The sequence below is a fragment of the Komarekiella delphini-convector SJRDD-AB1 genome (genome assembly GCF_014831675.1).
In the GTDB taxonomy this organism is placed as follows: domain Bacteria; phylum Cyanobacteriota; class Cyanobacteriia; order Cyanobacteriales; family Nostocaceae; genus Komarekiella.
Genome location: NZ_VJXY01000060.1, coordinates 1 through 20,940, shown reverse-complemented (window position 1 = coordinate 20,940; position 20,940 = coordinate 1). Strand labels below are relative to the sequence as shown.

Below are 20,940 nucleotides of genomic sequence, written 5' to 3'. Positions count from 1 at the left end.
GGAGCATCCCAAATGTTTTATTTTTAAACGCAAAGTAGCGCAGAGTTTTACGCGAAGGGGCGCGGAGGGTTTTTGAGCTTATTCATATTGCGATTTCTTCTCTATCAATTTCTTGTTGCTCTAGCTTTAGTGATATGTCAGCTATTGTGGGAGACTCAAACAAACTTGCTACAGATAATTGAATAGAAAAAGTATTTCGTAATCGGGTTATAAATTGAACACCTATTAGTGAATCTCCTCCCAATTCAAAAAAGTTGTCATGGATTCCCACGAGTTGAATTCCTAATAATTCTTGCCAGATATTGGCAATTTTTTCTTCAAGTTCATTGCGGGGAGCTACATAAGAATTTGGCAAATTAGGTCTAGAGTAGAGCGCAGATATATTTTCTGGCTGAAAATTATCTAACTTTGGTGAAGATAGAGTTTTGAGAGGCTCATCGTTATGTTTTTTTGGTGGTTCAATCCAATAACGTTGGCGCTCAAAGGGATAAGTTGCTAAGGGAAGACGATAATACTCATCCTGACTATAAAATCCAAACCAATCTACCTTAACCCCAGCTAACCAGAGTTGACCTAATGCGGTTAATAAAACATGATTATCGGATTGCTTTTCTTGAGGATGACGTACTGAATTCAAGACTCTTTGTGTGGCTGTTTTGTCTGGATGTCTTTTGACTAATGTAATTAGTGTATGTCCTGGCCCTACTTCTAATAAGACTTGCTCCGGTGTTGCCAATAGTTTCTCTACACCAGAGGCAAACAGTACTGTAGAACGCAGATGTTGAGCGTAATAGTCAGGATTTGTGGCTTGGCTGACTGTAATCCAAGTACCAGTTAGGTTGGAGATATAAGGTAGTTTTGGGGGATTTAAAGTAACTTTTCTAACTCGCTGTCTAAATGCCTCTAAGATTGGTTCCATCATGTGCGAATGGAAAGCATGGGATGTATGCAGACGGCGACACTCAATTCCTTGAGCAGCAAGTTGATTTTGTAGTGCATCAACGGCGGCTGTTGAACCAGAAATTACACACTGCGAAGGTTGATTAATCGCGGCGATAGAAAGTTCTTGCCCCAGTAAGAATTTTAATTTGTCTGCGGGTAAGGGAACTGAAAGCATTGCGCCAGTGGGAAGTTGCTGCATCAACTGTCCGCGTGCTGCTACCAGAGATAAAGCATCTTCTAGAGAAAAAACTCCAGCTAGAGTTGCTGCTACATATTCGCCAATACTATGACCGATCGCAGCTTGTGGCTCCACTCCCCATGACTGCCATAATTGAGTTAGGGCGTATTCAATGACAAAAATAGCGCTTTGGGCAAGTGCGGTTTGTTGAAGTTGCTGCGATGCTTCATCAATCTTTGACTCGCTAGGATAGAGAATATGGCGCAAATCCTCCCCAAGTAAAGGTTTAAGAATTTCTGAGCAATAATCAACTTGTTCTTGAAATACTGTCTGGGTTTGATAAATTTCCCGCGCCATGTTGACGTACTGAGAACCTTGACCGGGAAACATAAAGACAACAGGTCGTTCAGTAATCTCTGTATAGTTAGTAAATACTTGTTGGACTGCTAAACTGCTGAGAGCTTCAACCGCATCTTCTAAGTCTTGACAAATTAACATTCGTCGGTAATTAAAACCCCGACGACCACTATTAAGCGTATAAGCCACATCGCCTAAGTTCAGTTCTGGATGCTCTTTTAAATGTGTAATTAAATTAGTTGTTGCCTGCTCAAGGGCATTCGCAGTTTTAGCCGATAAACACAACAGAAAATATTTACTGTTAACTGTTGACTGTTTACTGTTAACTGTTGACTGTTTACTGTTTACTGTTGACTGTTTACTGTTTACTGTTGACTGTTGACTGTTGACTGGTACTACTTCTTCTAAAATTACATGAGCATTAGTCCCTCCCATACCAAAGGAACTAACCCCAGCACGGCGAGGGGTGTTATTTGTTTTCCATTCAGTTAGGGTTGTATTGACATAAAAAGGACTGTTAGCAAAATCAATTTTGGGATTAGGTGTCTGGTAGTGCAAACTAGGGGGCAGCATTTGATTTTGCAATGCTAATACCGTCTTTATCAAACCTGCAACACCTGCTGCTGTATCCAAATGTCCTAAGTTACTTTTTAGCGAACCAATAGCACAGAAACCTTTTTTATCTGTGGTTTGCCTAAAAGCTTGAGTTAAAGCGGCAATTTCAATGGGATCTCCTAAAGGTGTAGCTGTACCGTGTGCTTCGATGTAGGAAATTGTTTCGGCATCTACACCAGCTATAGCTTGAGCCTCGCCAATGACTGCGGCTTGACCACTGACACTAGGAGCAGTGTAACCGACTTTCATTGCCCCATCGTTATTAATGGCTGAACCTTTAATGATTGCATGGATGTGGTCACGATCTGCGATCGCATCCTTTAATCTTTTCAATACCACAATCCCAGCACCGCTACCAGCAACAGTTCCTTGGGCTTTTGCATCAAAACTACGGCAGTGTCCATCAGGAGAAAGGATCATTTCCGGTTGATACAAATAACCTGTTTTTTGGGGAATGCCTAGAGAAACTCCACCAGCTAAAGCCATGTCACATTCACCATTGAACAGACTTTGACAAGCTTGATGAACTGCAACTAAAGAAGTAGAACAAGCTGTTTGCACATTGACTGCTGGCCCAGTCAAGTTGAGTTTATAGGCAACCCGTGTCGGTAAAAAATCTTTCTCGTTGGAAACTATTAATTGAAGAGGGTCAACTGTTTCTAATAATTGATGATTAGAGTAGATATTTTTTATCAAATAATGATTCATCCCCACACCAGCATAAACCCCGATCAAACCATTGTAAGTTTGTGGATCATAACCAGCCTTTTCTGTTGCTTCCCAAGCCAATTCTAAAAATAGGCGTTGTTGTGGATCTATTAACTCAGCTTCTTTAGCACTATAAGCAAAGAAATTTGCATCAAATAATTCAATGTCTGATACAACAGGATTAGCTTTTACATAATTAGAATTACTCAGTAAATCTGGAGAGACACCAGATTCTAATAATTCTTCATCTGTAAACCTGGATATAGATTCTACACCATCATGTATATTCTGCCAAAAAGACTCGATGTCTTTTGCTCCTGGGAACCGACCAGCAACGGCAATTATGGCTATTTCAGAATTATTATATTCATGATTTTTATGTACTGGATTCATTGTCATTTTTACCTTTTTCTCTGGGAACGATATTCTTGTCTGGATTGCAATTGTTGGTTTCTTAAAGATTTAATTTCACTATGAGATTGAGTTCGATAATTATTTTGCTTAATTGCATTTTCTTGATAATTCTTATTACTTAAGTATTGGCTCAAAGTATGTATAGTTGGGTAGTTAAACATATCAACTATTGAAACTTCCAACCCAAATGTTTCTTGCAATTGCTGATTAATCTTTACTAGTAGTAAAGAATGACCTCCCAGATCAAAGAAATTATTATAAATTCCAACTTTTTCTAATGAGAGTGCTTTTTGCCAAATATCAGCAATAATTTTTTCTGCTTCTGTATTTGGCATGACATAATCTGATAGTTCTTGATTTAAATCGGGGTCAGGTAGAGCGCGACGGTTTACTTTGCAGTTGGGTGTCAGAGGTAAGGACTCCAATATCACAAAAGCAGATGGCATCATATACCCAGGCAGTTTATTAGAAAGGAATTGACGCAGTTCACTAATTGTGGGTATCTGCTGTTGATGTGGTACTACATAAGCGACTAAGCACCTACCACCTGAACTATCTTCCTTGGCGATGACGCAAGATACTTGTACATCATCATGTTGGCTCAGTACTGCTTCAATTTCTCCTAATTCAATGCGGAAGCCCCGAATTTTTACCTGGTTATCTATGCGTCCCAGGTATTCGATATTACCATTTGGCAGATAACGGGCTAAGTCCCCTGTTTTGTATAAGCGTTCTTCTCCCCTGCTTCCACCGAAGGGGTTGGGGATGAATTTCTCTTGTGTCAACTCTGGGCGGTTGAGGTAGCCGCGTGCTAATCCTGCTCCACCAAGGTACAATTCTCCTGGTATACCAATCGGTACAGGTTGTAAGTTTTGGTCTAATAAATAGATTTGTGTATTGGCAATTGCCCGACCAATGGGTATAGTTGCAGTTTTTGTTGGTAAGTTCTTTACCAAATACCAAGTAGAAAACGTGGTATTTTCTGTTGGGCCATAGACATGGAGTAATTGCTGTGGTGCGCCTTTGTCTAGGACTTCTTGCACCCATCTAGGGTCAACGGCTTCACCACCAAATAGTAGATATCGTAGAGAACTAAATGCTTGTGGTACAAAACTGGCTAATTGATTGAATAAAGCTGTGGTTAAAAATAAGACGCTGATCTCATGGGAGCGCATATTTACAGCAAATTCTTTCGGGATAAGCAGTACAAATTGATTGAGAATAACTAGTTTTGCTCCGTGCAGCAATGCTCCCCAAATTTCAAAAGTTGCAGCATCAAAAGCAATATTTGCAGCTTGAGCAACGCAGTCATGGGGTGTTAACTGTATGTAATTGGTGTTGAAGACCAATCGATTTACAGCTTGATGTGTGACCAATACTCCCTTGGGTGTACCTGTAGAACCGGAGGTGTAAATCACATAAGCTAGGTTTTTGGAACTGACTGTACTGTTGAGATTATCTTGATTTACTTGCTTAAAGCTTTGCCATTCTGTTTCTAAGCAGACAACACGGGCCTGATGCTCAGGAAGTGACTCTACTAAATTCTCTTGAGTCAACAGCACTTTTAGCTGAGTATCTGCCAGCATAAAACTTAAGCGCTCTTGGGGATACTCTGGGTCAAGTGGCACATAAGCCCCACCTGCTTTGAGAATTCCCAATAGTCCCACAATCATTTCTAAAGAACGCTCCACGCAAATACCCACCAAAACATCTGCTCCCACACCTAAAGACTTGAGGTAGTGCGCTAAAGAGTTAGCCTGACAGTTCAACTGCTGGTAGGTCAGTTGTTGATTTTCAAACACAACTGCTACTGCATCTGGGGTGCGCTGAACCTGTTCCTCAAACAATTGATGGATGCACTTATCTTGGGGATAATCTGTCTGAGTATCGTTCCATTCAACTAATAATTGATGCTGCTCAACTTTTGTCAGTAAAGGCAATTGGGCAATTTGCTGCTCTGGGTTAGCAACAATACCTTCAAGCAATGTCTGAAAATGCTCAGCCATGCGCTCAATTGTGCTGGTATTAAATAAATCAGTGTTATACTCCCATACACTCACCAAACCAGCAGCAGTATTTTCTACTAATAAAGTCAAATCAAACTTGGTAGTTGTAGTTTCTGTGGGCAATGAAGTGACAGTTAACCCAGTCAACTCTACTGGAGATGTGGAAGCATTCTGGAGGGCAAACGTTACTTGGAATAGGGGTGTATGGCTGAGTTCTCTTTGCGGTTGCAATGCCTCAACCAGCATTTCAAAGGGAAAATTTTGATGAGCATAGGCATCCATTGCCATTTCACGAACACGACTCAGTAATTCGTTAAAGCTGGGGTTGCCTGCCAAGTTGGTACGCAAAACTAAAGTATTGGCAAAAAAGCCGATGAGTGATTCAAGTTCTTGGCGATCGCGATTAGCGAAAGGCGAACCTATACAAATATCATCTTGACCACTGTAACGATACAGTAAAACGGTATAAGCTGTCAGCAGAGTCATAAACAAAGTGACACTTGAATTTTGGCTGAGGGTTACTAGTTGAGAAGTTAAATCCTTTTCGAGTTGAAATCTTTTAGTAGCACCAGAAAAAGTCTGAACTGGGGGGCGCGGATAATCCGTTGTTAACTCCAATAAGGGCGGTGCATCAGCTAACTGTTGTTTCCAGTACTCTAGTTGCTTTTGTTGAACTTCTTTAGTTAAACATTGGCGTTGCCAGAGGGCAAAATCAGCGTATTGTATCGTTAACTCTGGTAAAGGATTTGGTTGTCCTTTAGTAAAAGCATCATAAAGGACTTCTAGCTCTTTGAAGAATATTTCCATTGACCAGGCATCAATAATGATGTGGTGCATAGTCAAGACCATTAAGTAAGATTCTACTTCTTGGCGCAGTAGAGTAACTCGTAATAAAGGAGCGATACTTAAATCAAAAGGTTGCTGAATTTCTTTAGTAACTAGTTGTTGAATTTCACCTTCTTCTAATCCTTCTACATCCAATACTGGGATGTTGATAGTTAAAGTAGGGATAATCTTCTGCACCGCCAATCCATCTACTGTTGAGAAAACAGTCCGTAAAGCTTCGTGGCGACAGATAATTTCATTGATGCTTTGCTCTAATGCTGTTACGTTTAGCGCACCAATAAACCGAAGTTGTACATTGCCATTATAAAAAGAGTTTTGTTTATCTAACTGATGGAGAAACCACAGTCTTTGTTGACTAAAAGATAAAGGTAAATGGCAATCTCGGTCAACAGGTAAAATAGGTTCAAAAGCTAATTTGTTTTCGGTTCTTGCTTCTTCAAGACAACCCAATATTTCTTTTTTTCGCTCTATCAACTCCTGCTTGAGGGCTGAAGTTATCACTCCCTTGGGAGCGCGATAGCGCAGCTGGTCGTTTTCAATCCAAACTTTTATATCTAAGCTGTTTAGTAAAGATAAAAATTCAAATACTGTTATTTTATTAATATTTTTATTCATGTTCTTTTGCTGAATTACTAGTAAATTACACTAGACTTTTTGCACAAATATTTAAAAATAAGAATTTTAAGGTTCACGCAGAGGCACAGAGGCGCAGAGAATAACGAGAAAGTTATCTGTTTAGTAGTTCATAGTTTGATTCATGCAAGAGATCTACTATTCACAAGGTGGTATTTACTAAGTTATTGCTGTTTTGATAGAATTGTTTATATTAGATTCAAATACATATTGAGAAAAAATTGTTTTATAAAATGGTGTTTGTTCAAAATCATTTTTATAATGATATGAATAGTATTTAAATTCTATTTTTTCTCCTGTTTCTTTAATCACGTAACCTTCTATTTTATAGTCTGGATTCAGATTGTTTTCACACAGCGAGCCACTGCAAATTGCTTCAATTTTATCTCCTTGAGAAACTTGAATTCCCGGAGAGAAGACTGGAAAATATACAGGTAGCCAGCAATATTCATGCTCTAGTACATCAATAACTTCCCCTTCTATAGTGTGTAGATTGAGCCAGACTATAAAGCCATCTAATCTTGAATCTTTTAAAATGCTGAGGTTGACTTCGTGACTATATTCTGGTTCGATCATACCTGTGAAATTCAGGTCTTCAAAAATCGAGCTAGTGGAGATAATGCTGGACTTGGAAAAATGTCTCAGACATAACCTTAAATCAAAGGGGTATCCAACTTGCTCAAATATTTTACGAGTATAATAAGCTGGGATTTCCGTAAACCCTGGATTTTGCAAAAACTCATCAGGTAGACAAACACCAGCAATTTTAGTAATGCTTCTTGCCGGAATCATTACTCCATCTTCTTTCAAAAATCTGCGGGCGTTATTTAAAATTAATGCCGCGCCTTCAACTCCTCCAATGGAGCCAACTATTTCTGAAACACAAACGTCAGCCATCTCAGGTAAATTAACTTTGGTTGCATCCCCTAAAATTAAGGTGATTTTGTCTGCTAAACCAAGTTTGTTGATGCAAGCTTTGGCTGAGTTGTAATATTTTTCACTCATTTCAATTGCATAGACTTTCCGTGCATTAGCTTCAGCACAAAATCTAGCTAAAATTGCATCTTTACCTGTTCCGATATCGACAACTACTTTATCTTTGACTAACTGATTAATAGCCACTTTGTAGCTGTGATTTCTGCGGCGATCGTTGGTGAGAACGTAGTATAAAAACTCGTCATACACAAAGAATTCTGCTAATGATGGCCATAGTTCAATTTGATTAGGCTTTTCGCATTCTTCCTGAGATATTGACTGTAAATTTCTTTGAGGAACGACATCAGTTACTAAACGTTTGTCGCCCATCACATCTTTTGCTTGTTTGAGAAATCTAACTATTTCTGTTTTCCGCTCCACCAATTCCTGTTTGAGATCTGATTTCATTACTCCTTTAGGAGCGCGATAGCGTAGTTGATCATTTTCAATCCAGATTTTGATGCTTAAACTTTTGAGTGAAGCTAAAAATTCAACTGTTGTCACTTTATAAACACCCCTCTTCGTATTCTTCTTCTGTATCAATCATCAAAGTATCTTCATCTTCTGTTGCAATTCGCAGCACCTCAATGTTATGAGCTAACTCAGCTACAGTAGGAGATACAAATAAACGGTGTAAAGACAAATCAATAGAGAAAGCAACGCGCAATCGCGAAATTACTTGCGCCCCCAACAGGGAATTTCCTCCTAGTTCAAAGAAGTTATCGTGAATACCTACTTGTTCTACTTTCAGGATGTCAGCCCAAATTTTTACCAAAATTTCTTCTTCCGGGGTGCGCGGGGCTACAAAACTTACCTTTAGTCCCTCACGTGACTCTGGGACAGGTAAGGCGTGACGGTCTATCTTACCGTTAGATGTCAGGGGTAAGGATTCCAGCATTACAAAAGCACTTGGAATCATGTAATCAGGTAGCGTTGCTTTCAAAAACTGACGTAGTTCTGTGATGGTGAGAGATTGTTCTCTATTCGATACCACGTAAGCAATTAAACGTTTGTCCCCCGGTTCATCCTCCCGCACCACCACCACACTTTCCCAAACGGCTGGGTGAGTAGCCAGTAATGCTTCAATTTCTCCCAACTCAATGCGGAAGCCCCGGATTTTTACCTGATTGTCAATTCGTCCTAAATACTCTAAATCGCCATTGGGCAAATACCGCGCCAAGTCCCCTGTTTTATATAGTCGCGTTTGGGGATTTTCGCTAAAAGGATGATAAATAAAGCTTTCTGCTGTCAGTTCTGGACGATGGAGATAACCACGTGTCACACCTGCACCACCAACATACATCTCACCTGGAACGCCTATTGGTGCTAGTTTTTTATATTCATCTAGCACATACACTTGTAAGTCGGGTATTGGACGACCAATTACACTAGCGGTGTGATTTAAATCGGCTTTGCTCAATGGGCGATAAGTGACGTGTACGGTGGTTTCCGTAATCCCGTACATATTCACTAATTGGGGTGAGGTGTCGCCATGTCTCTCAAACCAAGGCTGTAAACTTTTGAGTTCTAAGGTTTCTCCACCAAAAATTACTAAGCGCAAATTCAATTCCCCAGTGGTTAAACCTGACTGTTCGGCTTGAATTAATTGGCGGAAGGCTGAGGGTGTTTGATTAAGAACTGTGACTTGTTCTTGAGCTAATAACTGGTAGAATAATTCAGGCGATCGCGTCACCAAGTAAGGAACTACTACCAGCCGTCCACCATACAGCAAAGCACCCCAAATCTCCCAAACAGAGAAATCGAATGCATAAGAGTGGAACATTGTCCACACATCATTTTGATTGAAGTTATACCAAGCGTCTGTGGCCGCAAACAGACGAGTTACATTATTGTGGTTGACTAAAACGCCTTTGGGCTTACCTGTGGAACCTGAAGTGTAGATGACGTATGCTAGGTTATCGGCTGTTGCCTCATTTAGAGGGTTTGACTGGTTGTTTTGAGCTATTTTTTCCCAATCGATGTCTAAGCAGATAATACGCGCTTGATGTTTAGGCAGAGATTCTACTAATTGCTGTTGAGTCAGCAATACCTTAACTTGAGAATCTTCGAGCATAAAGCTCAAACGCTCTTGGGGATACTCAGGATCAAGTGGCACATAAGCTCCACCCGCCTTAAGAATACCAAGTATTCCTACTACCATCTCTAAAGAGCGTTCTATGCACACCCCCACCAGTACATCAGCTCCCACACCTAATGAGCGTAAGTAATGCGCCAACTGGTTAGCACGAGTATTCAACTGCTGGTAGGTAAGTTGTTGATTGTCATACACTACCGCCACAGCATTGGGGGTACGTTGAACCTGCGCCTCAAACAACTGATGAATGCACTTATCAGCAGGATATTTTGCCTGAGTATCGTTCCATTCAACTAATAACTGATGCTGCTCAGCTTGTGTCAGCAGCGGTAATTGCGAAATTCGCTCTTTTGGGTTAGCAACAATACCTTCTAGCAAGGTCACAAAATGCCCGACCATCCGGGTAATTGTAGCTTTCTCAAATAAGTCACAGTTGTACTCTAAACTTCCACTTAGTCCTTGCTTAGTTTCCGTCATCAACAAGGTTAAATCAAACTTAGCTGTCGGGTTTTCTATTTCTAAGGGAGTTAGAGATAAACCAGGCAATTCCAATTTTCCAGGCGGCGTATTCAGCAAAACGAACATCACCTGGAACAATGGAGAGTAGTTAAGGTTTCTTTCTGGCTGTAAAGCTTCTACTACTTGCTCAAATGGCACATCTTGATGAGAGTATGCGTTCAAAGCTACTTGGCGTACTCTTTGCAGTAACTCCCAAAAGCTGGGATTTCCAGAAGCGTCAGTACGCAATACTAAAATATTGACAAAAAAGCCGATGAGAGATTCTATTTCACTACGGTTGCGGTTGGCTATTGGGGAACCGACGAGAATATCTTGTTGATTGCTGTAGCGCGATAGTAGGATGACAAAGCCAGTTAGCAAAGTCATAAATAAGGTTGCGCCTGACTGTTCGCTAAGGCTTTTGAGTTTTTGAGTCAGATGCTCATCTAGTTGAAAATGCTTGATACTGCCGCGGTTTGTTTGTATTGGTGGGCGCACTCGGTCGGTAGGCAGTTCTAGCAGGGGAGGCACGTCTGCTAATTGTTGCTTCCAGTAGTTTAGTTGAGTGTCCATGACTTGACCTTGCAACCACTGTCTTTGCCAAACGGCAAAGTCTGCGTACTGAATGGGCAGTTCAGGCAGGAAAGAGGGCTGAAGAGTGGAAAAAGCTGTGTATAAAGTTGTCAGTTCGCGCCACAAAATACCTTCAGACCAACCATCAAAGGCAATATGGTGGACGCTCAGGAGTAGGACATATTCATTTTCATCCAGATGCACTAAGGAAGACCGCAACAGTAATTCTTGCTCTAAATCAAAGGGTTGTTGAACTTCATTTTTGATCAGTTGCAAAACTTGAGTTTCTCTTTCTTTTTCAGGAAGTTCCTGAAGATTCACTACAGGTAACTTAAATTTTAGGCTGGGAGAAATCACCTGAACAGGTTTGTTTTGGGAAGCTAAAAACGTAGTTCGCAATGTTTCGTGGCGTTTAATAATCTCATTGAAACTATGCTCTAATGCGGAAATATTGAGTAAACCCTGAAGGCGAAAAGCAAAGGAAACATTATAGGTAGAGCTATCTGACTGTAACTGGTAAAGGAACCATAATCTTTCTTGAGAAAAAGACAAAGGCAAGTGTTTATTCCGAGATACAGGCATCAAAGCTGGAGCTTGATTTTGTAATTCGAGAATGCTTGCGATCGCTTGCCAGATATTTTCCCCTGTTTTTGCTGGCTTGTTTGGTTCTAATGAATTTATTTCAGCAGAATAGCTCATTTTAGTCTTCTTTCTTCAGGTCTTTAGGGATATGCTGGAGTCTTTAGTTTTGCAAGAAAGCCTGTTTCTAAAAATTATCAGCCTTGCTTTTTATTGATCAGCCTCACAATAGTTACTATGCTTTGAAAGTTTTCTACATTAATATCATTAATTTCAAATTTAATATTAAAAGTATTCTGTAGTTTTAGAACTAGTGCCATAGCGTTAACAGAATCCAGACCCATGCCAAAAAGATTGCTGTACTCTGAAAAATCTTCACTATTAATATTATTTGATAAAACACTTAAAACAACTTTTTTAGTTTTTTGTTCGATTGAATCAATGCTTCTCATGATTTTATAGTTTCTGAAAAATTATCAATTAAGTTTTTCCTTAATACTTTGCCTAATGGACTTTTAGGAATTTCGTCACGAAATTCAATAATTTTTGGTACTTTAAAATCAGCTAATCTATCTTTACAGTAAGATAAAATACATTTCTCGTCACAAATATTTTGGTTTTGAGGTACAATAACCGCTTTAATAATTTCTCCTGCAAACAAGCCTTTGATGCCAACAACAACTGCTTCTTTAACCTGATTATGAGTTGTCAAAATGTTTTCTATTTCTAATGGGTCAACTTTGTAACCTCCTGTATCAATGAAAATTTGCTTTCTACCAGTAATATAAATACGCCCGACTTCATCTTTCTTACCTAAATCACCAGTGAAAAACGAGCCATCTTGAAATACCTGTTGATTTAGTTCTGGATTATTACAATATCCTCTAGTCAATGCTTGACTTTTAATAACTAACTCTCCAATACTTCCAGTTGGGAGTTCTTTTGCTGCATCATCAATAATTTTAATGTCAATATTTTTTAAAGGACAACCTACAGAACTATATGTATTTTTTAAGTTTGTATCTAGATTAATCGCAATAGAACCAGCTTCCGTACAACCATAAAGTTGTCTCACCGGAATGCCAAATCTCTGAAGAAATTTATCAAAAATATCTTTTGATAAAAAGTTACCAGCAGAAAAGCATAGTTTTAGTGTGGAAACATCAACTTGAGTATCATCTGGTGTTTCTGCTAGAGTATTAAAAATATAAGGAACAGCAGGTAAAATAGTAATTTTTTCTTTATCTATAAGTTCTAATACCCTCGAACGTCTAAAAACAAATGGCACTTCAATGGTTTTTCCTTGATGTGAAACTTGTTCTAAAATCACCAGAGTTGCGCCATTATGTATAGCAGCTAATAAGCAATTTCCTAACCCATGTGCGTGATACAGTGGCACTATACATAAAATATTATCTGCTGGAGATATATTAGTGGTTTCAGTAAAGTTTATAACTTCGTTATATAAGTTATTTTGAGTTCTACATACTCTTTTAGGTCTACCTGTAGAACCAGAGGAATATTGATAAAGCACATCATCTTTAAAAGTAGAGGTACTTTCTATAATTATTGAGTTATCTACTTCTTTAGTAAGTAGACAAGTATCATTAAGGATAATTAACTCTATTTTTTTGTCTATTTTTGAAATTATTTTACGACTGATATCTGCTCCATCACTATTGGTAATAATTGCACTAGGATTACTATCAATAATGTAGAAGCTGAGTTCTTCTTCTTTGAGGAGGGGATTGATTGGCAAAACTATAGCATTCAGTTTGGCAGTAGCGTAAAAGGCGATCGCAAATTCTGGACTATTAGGCAAAACTAATGCTATGCAGTCACCTTGGGCGATACCAATTGTTTTTAAATAGGTACTTAAATTTTTGATATTAGCATAAAGTTCTTGATAGCTAATCCTTAATTTGTCATAAGCGATCGCAGTTTTATCTGGATATTTTTTTACAACCTCAATAAGTCTTTTTTCTAACATTATAACCTCAGATGTTAACAATATACATACTTAAACAACTCCATATTTATTTATATATTACAGCTATTTGCTGCCCATAAGTTGCATAATTAGGGATTAATTAAGCTCATCTTACCCCTAACGGTTCGGCTTCGCTCACCGTTAGCCCTGAGTGTAGTCGAAAGACTAAAAGGGGATGAGATTTTACGTTAATTGTTTACTGTTGACTGTTTACTGTTGACTGTTAACGGCGTTAGGGCCTCTTTCATCCTATCCCTAGAAGGCATGGGTTTTCCCGACGCATTTTTATAATTAAAAGTTTTTAGGAAAGTAGCTTTCTGGAAATTTTTCAGTAATCATTATTATGGGCTTTTTGTTAGAAAAAACTCGATAAGTACGAGAAAGCATTTTGTCTTCTCTTCCTATATTAAAAAATTCAGATAAGTCCTCAGCTATTTCTATAGCTGAATCGATTATTTCTTTAAATGTCTCAAGCCTATGTTCTAACCAGAGCCTACCCATTGGTTCTTGCGATTTTATTAGTCTGGACTTGAACTCGGCATCTAATCTTTCAGGGACAATTATGGATTCAGCGTAAATAAAGTTATTTAGACTAATCTTGCCTTGTAATAAGATTTTTCTTTCAATTACTTCAGTGTCAATATCCAAGTCTAAAGCTGGAACATATTTTGTAACTCTGAGTAATGTTTCTGATAATTTTACTAACTGAATTTTTTCTAATAAATAAGCTTCTAATATTTCTGTCAATGTGCCATCACTTGTTAGTAGAATTCTTTGAAAAGGACTTAAGTTAACTGGATTAATATGCTTATTTATTAATGATGCCTGCATATTCTAATATCTTACTCTATTTGTGTTGCTAAAGAAGTTATAAAACTCTTACTTATCAGAATAGTTTTGCCCAAGAAAGTATATTGATGTTATCCAAAGCCAAAATATGCAACAGTTTTAGATATCGTTTATGTTGTCAATACTATTAATAAATTGCTTTGTTCAAACATAACATATATACTACTTTTTCTAAAAAACTATCAAACTATTCCAAAGAATCTCAGATTTATTAAAAAAATGCAATAGCATGTAAGACAATGTAAGTGAACAGTTAAGTAAACAATTTAATAAGCAATTAAGACAGTTAAGACATTTAGGACAGTTAAGACAGTTAAGCGGATAATTAAATAGACAGTTAAGACAGTTAAGATAGTTAAGGCAGTTAAGCGGATAATTAAAATATTTAAAAAAGTTAATAAATAATAATTGCCACCGTAACTTTTTTTGCAGTTATCACATAAGTTACGTATTGACAAAAATTCAGGAGTTATAAGAAGGACGAGTCAGCTTCCCCAATGACTGGCATAAATTCTTGACTGTATCCTCCAGCGCGGAATACACTCGACTGATGCGATCGCCTACGGTGGGCTATTACGCCATCGCTCAAGGACTATATCTGCTGGCATTCGGCAGGCAGATAATTGCCCGACTACGGCTTAATGATTCCAGACAACCCACACATCAAGTTTTTTAATGGCGATCGCCGTGGCTATTTCCGAGTTAACCTTAACTATGAACTTTGGCAGACTTACCTGCGTATTGTTATAACGGTGAGCCGTGCTGATGCGCCTGCATGTACTTTAGCTTCGTCCGGGGAAAAGATAACTATACTCCTCTAACGCATCCTCAAAGCCTTAGAATAATGATCTGGCGGTGTTATCTCAATCTGAAATGAACCAACATCAGAAGTCAACAGTCGTAATTACGGGCGCATCATCGGGAGTAGGTTTGCAGGCGGCGAGAGCTCTTGCCCAAACTGAGCAATGGCATGTAGTAATGGCCTGTCGGGATCTGGCGAAAGCAGAGAAAGCTGCTCAATCTGTAGGAATGTCAAAGGACAGCTACACAGTAATGCTTCTCGACGTGGCTAGTTTAGAGAGTGTGCGACAGTTTGTCAAGAACTTCAGAGAAATTGGCAGGCCTCTAGACGCTTTGGTATGCAACGCCGCGATTTATATGCCTTTGTTAAAGGAGCCATTGCGAAGCCCAGAGGGATTTGAGTTGAGCGTTGCGACAAATCACCTTGGCCATTTTCTGCTGTGTAACCTCATGCTTGAGGATCTGAAAAAAGCATCAGTTTCAAAGCCGAGATTGGTAATTTTGGGAACTGTCACGCACAATCCCAAGGAGCTTGGTGGGAAAATTCCGCCGCGTCCAGACTTAGGAGATCTTAAAGGCTTTGAAGCAGGATTTAAGCAGCCGATATCAATGATTGATGGCAAAAAATTTGAGCCTGTAAAAGCTTACAAGGACAGCAAAGTTTGTAATGTGCTGACTATGCGTGAGTTGCATCGACGCTATCACGAATCTACCGGGATTACCTTCAGTTCTCTGTATCCAGGATGTGTTGCAACAACAGCTTTATTCCGAAATCACTATCCCCTATTTCAGAAAATATTTCCAGTTTTCCAGAAGTACATTACTGGTGGCTTTGTATCTGAAGAGTTGGCTGGGGAGCGAGTCGCGGCCGTGGTTGCTGATTCAGAATATAGCCAATCTGGTACGTATTGGAGCTGGGGAAATCGGCAGAAAAAAAATGGTAAGTCGTTTGTTCAAGATGTTTCTAAGGAAGCAAGCGATGATGATAAAGCCAAGCGCATGTGGGATTTGAGCGAAAAGTTGGTTGGACTTGCCTAGTGGGACAAAATTGTTAATAATTCACAAGTTCTCACAGAAAGCAAGACTAATTTAGTATGAACTTAAAATATGACTTTCCTTACTTTCAAGGAAGTTCTCTTTGTGATCTTTTTGCTCAAGACATCACAGATGCGCGTTATGCGTTCATCTTAAATTACCCGGCGACTGCCAGTTGGGCTGCTTACCCTAATACGAAAAAATACTTTATTCAAGATGGCAATGATGAAGCTAGTAAAACATCCTACGATAAGATTTGCCAGAAGGAACCTTGGAAAAATCTAGCTGTGCTAGGCGATGCTATTCCGGGAGTTGTTATTAGTCCACCGCGAAAATTGCTGGTTGACTACTGGCGGGAGCATTTTGGTTTCAGCTATAGCAACATGGAGGTGATGCAGCGTTCGCTTTATCTGGATTATCTCAATCAAAGCGAACGTTTTGATAAACTCCTGACTCTGTTTCCTTTTGATAGTCTGCACAAAGAAAAACACGCTGTTGAGCCAGACACCCACTACCATTTGCTGGACAAAGCGACGCTAGTCGAGTTGGGAGTCCAATGTCCGAAATACAAGAGCTACAATCTTCATCAAGTCAGTCTGGAAGACATTCAGTTACCACAATTCCCATACTTGATCAAAACGTCTCACGGACTTTCAGGAGAAGGCACTTACATTATCAAAAGCGTTAGTGATTTGAACTACTGCTTTGAAGAAGTGAGGAAATACCTTGATATTAAATTGTTGAATACAATTATTGTCTCGGAGTTTATTAAGAATACTGTACAGAATTACTGCGTACAATTTTATGTTAGCAAGGCGGGAGATATAACGCTCATCGGCACTACAAGCCAACTCGTCACCCCAGAAGGTAACTATTTAGGCGGACTGATTCACTACCGCCAATTCGATATGAGCAGGTTTTTTGAGATGATTGCCGCCATCGGTCAGTATGCTCACCAGCAGGGTTATTTTGGTATTATTGGCTTCGATGTGCTAGAAAATCAAGATGGACAGCTTTATGCGATCGATGCCAATTTTCGAGTTAATGGCTCGACTCCACTCTGCTTACAACGTCATACCCTATTAGGACTAGGAAAGGAAGTTGCTAAATATTCGAGTAGTTATCGCATGGCTGGAGCTTTAGACTCAATTCTAGTAACCTTAAAATCGGAACTTGATCGCAAAGATTTTATCATTCTGTCAGCTCAAGAGTCGGTTAAATACGGAACAATCTACACTGATATTTACGGCATTGTTGCTGGAGAGACAATCAAAGAAATGGAGCAGATTGAGAAGATTTTACAGGATAAGGGATTGCGGTGGTTTGGTTAAACAGTATTTACCGAACTTAAAAGTAGTTTAGCTATTGCGAAAAGTATACAGTTATCTAGTATGGTCTGCTTGAAAGGGCTAGTTCTAGTAATCAAATTAGAAAAACGCAGAGGAACACAGAGGGAACCGCGAAGTAACGCAAAGAATAAACTGCTGGAGCGAAACCACTAAAGTAGTTGAATACGTAGGCGTAGACTATTACGAATTTAGATTAGTATCAGATAATGTTTTACTCATCTTAGTAACTGGAACAATTATGCAACTTCTTAATTGATGAGGCGCTCTTTGGATGGCAATAAATCCCTGTCGCAAATAAAATCCTTCAGCATAAAGGCTAGCGGTTGTCATCACTTTATCCATACCATGATTAGCTGCTTCGTTGCAAAAATGTCCAACTAGAGCGCGTCCTATTCCTTTACCTTGATATTTAGGATGCACATATAGTCCGATAAGTTCATCTACCATGTAACTAGCAAATCCTGTGACTCTATCACGCTCGACAGCAACCCAGAAAGTTTCGACTTTCATACTTCTCAAGATATTTGAACCATCGGGCTTGTCACGGTAATTTCGCCAGGCTAACAGTTCTTTCTCGGTGTATAAAGTTGGCGGCAAAGCTTTAATGGCAGCAATATGAATTGCACTCATTGGCCACGCATCTGTTTCTTCAGCAGGTCGAAGAGATATTTTGTTAGCGCTCATATCAGGACTAGCATTGAGATTACATGCCTGTTTGACCTTCTGGTATAAGGATATCAAGTTTAGGAGATGCAAGACTCAGATTCCCGACTTTACTAAAAAGTCGGGAATCATGTTGTTCACTAATACGAGCAAGTATATCTGCTGGGGCCGTTTGGGAAGAACCGTTGTTAAAAGGGGGGTTGTGGATCATATTTGATCGCTATTTCAAGCATTTGAAATTTACTGTCAAACATTCTTGGTAATTATTTTAGTAGAAACAAGTTAATAATCTTCGATTGTATCTGTTGACAGAGTTTGAATCAGGACTGAGTCATGCTGTAGATAGATTGAAACTAAAGGATAAAATATCCAAAATAAGTTTATAAATCTTAATAATTTTTGAGTATTAAATGAATATGTGTCTGATTTCCTGGAGTTGGAAAAATGGTTTTTATGGAGAGTAAGCGCTTGATTTTTGCTGCTGACTTTCCGGCTGCACAACTCCAAAAGAACTTTTCCCATTTAGTTCAAACACCGCCATCACAGTATTGTGAAGTCTGCGTAATTGTTCCAGTTTGTAATGAAGCGCAGACATTGGCAGCAACCCTTAGGGCTTTGCTACATCAAGTTGATCTAGAAGGACAACGTTTAGATCTCAGACGCTACGAAGTAATTTTATTGGCAAATAATTGTAGTGATAATTCAGCTGCGATCGCTCGAAATTTTGCTCAACAACATCCAGACTTAGCGTTGCATGTCGTTGAAAAAACTCTGCCTACTGAAGAAGCTTATATTGGTCGAGTGCGCCAGATTTTGATGGATGAGGCATACCGTCGCCTGTGCAGTTTAGGGCGTAAACGAGGGATAATTGCTTCAACCGACGGCGACTCACAAGTTAGCCCAACTTGGATTGCTGCTAACCTATACGAAATCGCCTGCGGTGCTGATGCTGTAGGGGGGCGAATTATCACTGATCACAACAGTCGTGCAGCTTTAGACCCCTACGCCAGAGCTTGCCATCTGCGTGAAGTCGGCTACCGCTACTTAATTGCTGAATTGGAAACTTACCTCGACCCCGACCCCTACGACAGCTTTCCCCGTCACTATCAACACTATGGCGCAAGTTTGGCAGTAACAGCCCAGATCTATGCACTAGCAGGAGGCTTGCCACCCGTGCGAACTCCTGAAGATGTGGCGTTTTACCGTGCTTTAGTGCGGATAAATGCTCGTTTTCGCCACAGTCCGCTAGTACGTGTAGTAACTTCGGCAAGACAAACCGGACGCACAGATATTGGTTTGGCGAATCAGTTGAGTAAATGGGCAAAAATGGGACAACAACAGCAATCATTTTTAGTAGAGCCAGCAGCAGCTATTGAAACTCGTTTTACTACACGTCGCCAATTACGAGTGATGTGGTGGTGCGTTCTCAATGGCTATCAGCCAACTCACAGGTGTGTAGTATCTTTGGCAGACACGCTGGGCGTTTCAGCGCGGTGGCTCGTTCAAAAAATCAAGCATTCTTATACCTTTGGTGAGTTGTTAGAACAAGTTGAACAACGTCAGCAAGAAGAGGGAATTTGGTCTTCTCGCTGGAAAAGCGTGGAGATTGAGCAAGCAATTCAGGATTTGCGATCGCGCCTTGAACTTTTGCGTTTGGGGTCTTCTAATAGACTTCTTGCATAAGTCGAGATTTGTTAAATCGAACCACAGATAAATATCGGTGTTTATCTGTGGTTACTTTTGCTTTTATCCACATTTTTACAAAAAGTCTTTGGTGTTAAGGCTAAAACTCTTTGTCAAAATTCAATTTTTTTACGAGCCGCCTTCTCTACGTTCGCGTAGCGTGTCGTAGACAGAGGCTTCCGCCAACGCGTAGCGGACGCACCAGAAGGACGCATAGACGCGGAGCAACAAATCATTTGCTAGAGACGTTGCAATGCAACGTCTCTACATGGTCTATCTGTCACATTCTTTTTTTAAATTGGTATAACCTTTAATTTCAAATTCGCTCGAACAGGTCAAGTCGGTATTGTTCCTCTCGTTGACCTTTTAAATGTCGCAGTTTATCTGGAGTCAACTCAAAAAACGCTTCGTGAACTTCATCCCCACTTAAAGGATAATCGCGAGCATAAAGTGTCCAATGAACTAAAAGTAAATGTCCTCCTGGTTCCAAGTGTTCCAGAATGCATTGCTTGGCTTTTTTCATGTCTTCTAATCCCCAGTAGTAACCAACTTCTGAAACTAGGGTCAAATCAAACATTTCATCAGGATATTGCTCTGGTACGCGCATAATCTCAAAGCGGACTTGCTCTATACCTTTGCAGCGCTCAATGGCTTTATCTTGTGCTAATTTTGACACATCAACTGATAACAGCAAATCACAACGCTTTTGTAACTGCTGCGTCAAAACACCAATAGAACAACCAATTTCAAAGGCAGAACGATAGCGTTCTTTGGGCAAAGATGCGATTGTGGCAGCATATTTGTTAGCTTCATATTCGCTTGTTTCAAACTTCCACGGATCAGGATCTTCGCTGTAGAGTTTATCGAAGTAGCTGGGTGGTAAAGAGTCGGATTGTAATGGGTTCATCGGGTTTCCTCTAAATAAACTTCCCAAGGACGAGTGAAATTCGCTAACATTTCAGCAGTTAAACGAAAGCCTGCTGGATCATCATCAATTAAGTCTGTGATTTGGGAGCGATAGGCGGCGATCGCTTGCTGTTTCAACTCCACTACTGTACTAGTGTGCAACCGCCAAGCTGTCACCTTCAAAGATTCCGGTAGGTTCTGCCGTTGCTTTTGATCCCAATCCCAAATTGGATACTCAATCAATC

General features: G+C 39.7%; 14 protein-coding genes and 3 pseudogenes. 5 read left to right on the top strand and 12 right to left on the bottom strand.

The window, feature by feature from the left end:
• Positions 1-82: 82 nt before the first annotated feature.
• The 8 genes and pseudogenes from FNW02_RS32135 to FNW02_RS32105 form a co-directional block, all read right to left on the bottom strand.
• Entirely contained in the window at positions 83-3,193 is a 3,111-nt protein-coding gene (locus FNW02_RS32135; protein WP_431356833.1) for a type I polyketide synthase, read from the bottom strand.
• A gap of 8 nt (positions 3,194-3,201) precedes the next feature.
• On the bottom strand, positions 3,202-6,681 hold the full coding sequence (locus FNW02_RS32130; protein ID WP_225226056.1) for a non-ribosomal peptide synthetase: 3,480 nt from the start codon (positions 6,679-6,681) through the stop codon (positions 3,202-3,204).
• Positions 6,682-6,858: 177 nt separating this feature from the next.
• A complete protein-coding gene (locus tag FNW02_RS32125; protein WP_225226058.1) occupies positions 6,859-8,004 on the bottom strand; it encodes an SAM-dependent methyltransferase in 1,146 nt (381 codons plus the stop codon).
• A gap of 24 nt (positions 8,005-8,028) precedes the next feature.
• Positions 8,029-8,178 (bottom strand): annotated as a pseudogene (locus FNW02_RS40275) (TubC N-terminal docking domain-related protein); the annotation flags it as partial.
• Position 8,179: 1 nt separating this feature from the next.
• Positions 8,180-11,539, bottom strand: a pseudogene (locus FNW02_RS32120) (non-ribosomal peptide synthetase); the annotation flags it as partial.
• Between the two features lie 77 nt (positions 11,540-11,616).
• Positions 11,617-11,871, bottom strand: a complete 255-nt coding sequence (locus FNW02_RS32115) for an acyl carrier protein (protein ID WP_191761489.1) — start codon at positions 11,869-11,871, stop codon at positions 11,617-11,619.
• A complete protein-coding gene (locus tag FNW02_RS32110) occupies positions 11,868-13,409 on the bottom strand; it encodes a class I adenylate-forming enzyme family protein (protein ID WP_191761500.1) in 1,542 nt (513 codons plus the stop codon). Before FNW02_RS32110 ends, FNW02_RS32115 begins: the two co-directional genes overlap by 4 nt.
• A 291-nt stretch (positions 13,410-13,700) precedes the next feature.
• Positions 13,701-14,240, bottom strand: coding sequence for a chorismate--pyruvate lyase family protein (locus FNW02_RS32105; protein WP_191761488.1), 540 nt, complete (start codon positions 14,238-14,240; stop codon positions 13,701-13,703).
• Between the two features lie 532 nt (positions 14,241-14,772).
• Here FNW02_RS32105 and FNW02_RS32100 point away from each other — a divergent pair.
• From FNW02_RS32100 to FNW02_RS32085, 4 genes are read left to right on the top strand one after another with little or no spacing between them, the layout of a single operon-like run.
• Entirely contained in the window at positions 14,773-14,934 is a 162-nt protein-coding gene (locus FNW02_RS32100) for a hypothetical protein (protein ID WP_191761487.1), read from the top strand.
• A complete protein-coding gene (locus tag FNW02_RS32095) occupies positions 14,900-15,079 on the top strand; it encodes an alkaline phosphatase D family protein (RefSeq protein WP_225226055.1) in 180 nt (59 codons plus the stop codon). The genes FNW02_RS32100 and FNW02_RS32095 overlap by 35 nt, the downstream gene beginning before the upstream one ends.
• A gap of 52 nt (positions 15,080-15,131) precedes the next feature.
• Positions 15,132-16,097 carry a protochlorophyllide reductase gene (locus FNW02_RS32090; RefSeq protein ID WP_191761486.1) on the top strand — a complete coding sequence of 322 codons (966 nt, stop codon included), beginning with the start codon at positions 15,132-15,134 and terminating at the stop codon, positions 16,095-16,097.
• A 56-nt stretch (positions 16,098-16,153) separates the two neighbouring features.
• Positions 16,154-17,425, top strand: a complete 1,272-nt coding sequence (locus FNW02_RS32085) for an ATP-grasp domain-containing protein (RefSeq protein WP_191761485.1) — start codon at positions 16,154-16,156, stop codon at positions 17,423-17,425.
• A gap of 198 nt (positions 17,426-17,623) precedes the next feature.
• On the opposite strand, the gene FNW02_RS32080 is transcribed toward FNW02_RS32085, so the two are convergent.
• Positions 17,624-18,127 (bottom strand): GNAT family N-acetyltransferase, encoded by a 504-nt coding sequence (locus FNW02_RS32080; protein WP_191761484.1) that lies wholly within the window; start codon positions 18,125-18,127, stop codon positions 17,624-17,626.
• 19 nt (positions 18,128-18,146) lie between these two features.
• Positions 18,147-18,317 carry a hypothetical protein gene (locus FNW02_RS32075; protein WP_191761483.1) on the bottom strand — a complete coding sequence of 57 codons (171 nt, stop codon included), beginning with the start codon at positions 18,315-18,317 and terminating at the stop codon, positions 18,147-18,149.
• A gap of 242 nt (positions 18,318-18,559) precedes the next feature.
• Between FNW02_RS32075 and FNW02_RS32070 the strand changes: the two genes are divergently transcribed.
• A complete protein-coding gene (locus FNW02_RS32070; RefSeq protein WP_191761482.1) occupies positions 18,560-19,789 on the top strand; it encodes a glycosyltransferase family 2 protein in 1,230 nt (409 codons plus the stop codon).
• Between the two features lie 316 nt (positions 19,790-20,105).
• On the opposite strand, the gene FNW02_RS32065 is transcribed toward FNW02_RS32070, so the two are convergent.
• Positions 20,106-20,696, bottom strand: coding sequence for a class I SAM-dependent DNA methyltransferase (locus FNW02_RS32065; RefSeq protein WP_191761481.1), 591 nt, complete (start codon positions 20,694-20,696; stop codon positions 20,106-20,108).
• Positions 20,693-20,940: pseudogene (locus FNW02_RS32060) on the bottom strand (PIG-L deacetylase family protein); the annotation flags it as partial. The gene FNW02_RS32065 and the pseudogene FNW02_RS32060, both read right to left, overlap by 4 nt.